This is a genomic window from Flavobacterium sp. (assembly GCF_031423415.1).
GTDB lineage: Bacteria > Bacteroidota > Bacteroidia > Flavobacteriales > Flavobacteriaceae > Flavobacterium.
On record NZ_JANPFL010000109.1, the window covers coordinates 1 to 1,482 of the forward strand.

2 protein-coding genes are annotated in these 1,482 nt (G+C 30.6%); both read left to right on the forward strand.

Annotated elements, in window-relative coordinates; all coding sequences use genetic code 11:
• Positions 1–990: aspartate kinase (locus RMO83_RS09635; RefSeq protein ID WP_310559470.1), on the forward strand; the 990-nt coding region annotated here is incomplete at its 5' end.
• Positions 991–1,194: 204 nt separating this feature from the next.
• Positions 1,195–1,482, forward strand: a 288-nt coding sequence (locus RMO83_RS09640) for a sigma-70 family RNA polymerase sigma factor (protein ID WP_310559471.1), incomplete at its 3' end; no start/stop codon positions are given.

A 1,482-nucleotide genomic window follows, 5' to 3' on the forward strand; every position in this document is an offset into this window, starting at 1 on the left:
GTAAACGAACTTTTTGCAGATTTAGAATATTTTTTAAGCCACAATAAATCACCAAATTATAATTTTGTTTACGATCAAATTGTGAGTTTCGGAGAACTTATTTCGACTACAATTTTATCGCATTTTATGAATTTTATGAACATCGAAACCAACTGGATCGATGTACGTTTGTTCATAAAAACCGATTCGACTTATCGCGATGCCGAAGTCGATTGGGAAATTACTCAAAAAAACATTTCGAAAAATGTCAAGCGTAAAATCTTGAATATTACTCAAGGTTTTGTTGGATCTGACGAAAACGGATTTACAACAACTCTAGGTCGTGAAGGTTCGGATTATACAGCTGCAATTTTTGCTTATTGCTTGAATGCAGAAAGTGTAACCATTTGGAAAGATGTTCCTGGCGTTATGAATGCCGACCCGAGATCGTTTGAAAATGCAGTTTTACTAAACCAAATATCTTATCTCGAAGCAATAGAAATGGCGTTTTATGGTGCAAGTGTCATTCACCCAAAAACTTTACAACCTTTACAGAAAAAAGAAATTCCACTTTATGTAAAATCGTTTTTAAATCCGACTTTGGCTGGCACAAGTGTTTCGAAAGGCAAAAATCTCGAACCACAAATGCCTTGTTTTATCTTGAAGAAAAACCAATTATTGATTTCATTATCGTCAATAGATTTTTCGTTTATAATGGAAGAAAACATTAGCGAAATATTTGCATTGTTGCACAAATTTAAAATAAAAGTCAGCTTAATTCAGAATTCTGCCATTAGTTTTTCGGTTTGTGTTGAAGATAAATTTGGCAATTTTCAGGATTTAAAAGCTATACTTTCCAAGAAATTTAAAGTTGCATATAATGAAAATGTTTCTTTATATACCATTCGCCATTTTGACGAAAAAGCAGCCAAAATTGTCGAAACCGATAAAGTTGTTTTACTCAAACAAATAAGCCGCGAAACTATGCAAGTTGTGGTTAGCGAGAACTAGAAATTTTATTTAAAATTCTATATTAATGTGTTTTAGAGCGTAATAAAAAATATTTTACTTTTTTATAAATTTTTCACGCAACCATTTTACTTTTTTGAATCTACGAAATATAAAATATCAATTAAATGATAAATACTTAATTTTGAATTTATTGAATACCGTTTTATATTTACTAAAATTATGATACAAAAAATATAAAATAATTTGAGTCTAGAATTACTCATACATGGTTGTTCCAAAGGAAATACCAAGTCGCAAGAAGAATTATACCATTTGTTTTCGGGTAAATTTTTTGGCGTGTGCTTGAAGTATTCCCGCAACTATGCCGAAGCGCAAGATAATTTGCAAGACGGTTTTATTATCATATTCGAAAAAATAAATCAATATAATTTTTCAGGATCATTTGAAGGTTGGGCCAAACGAATTATGGTCAATAATGTCTTGAAACAATACAAAAAATTGCCATTTCTAGAACTAGTAAACGATGTTACC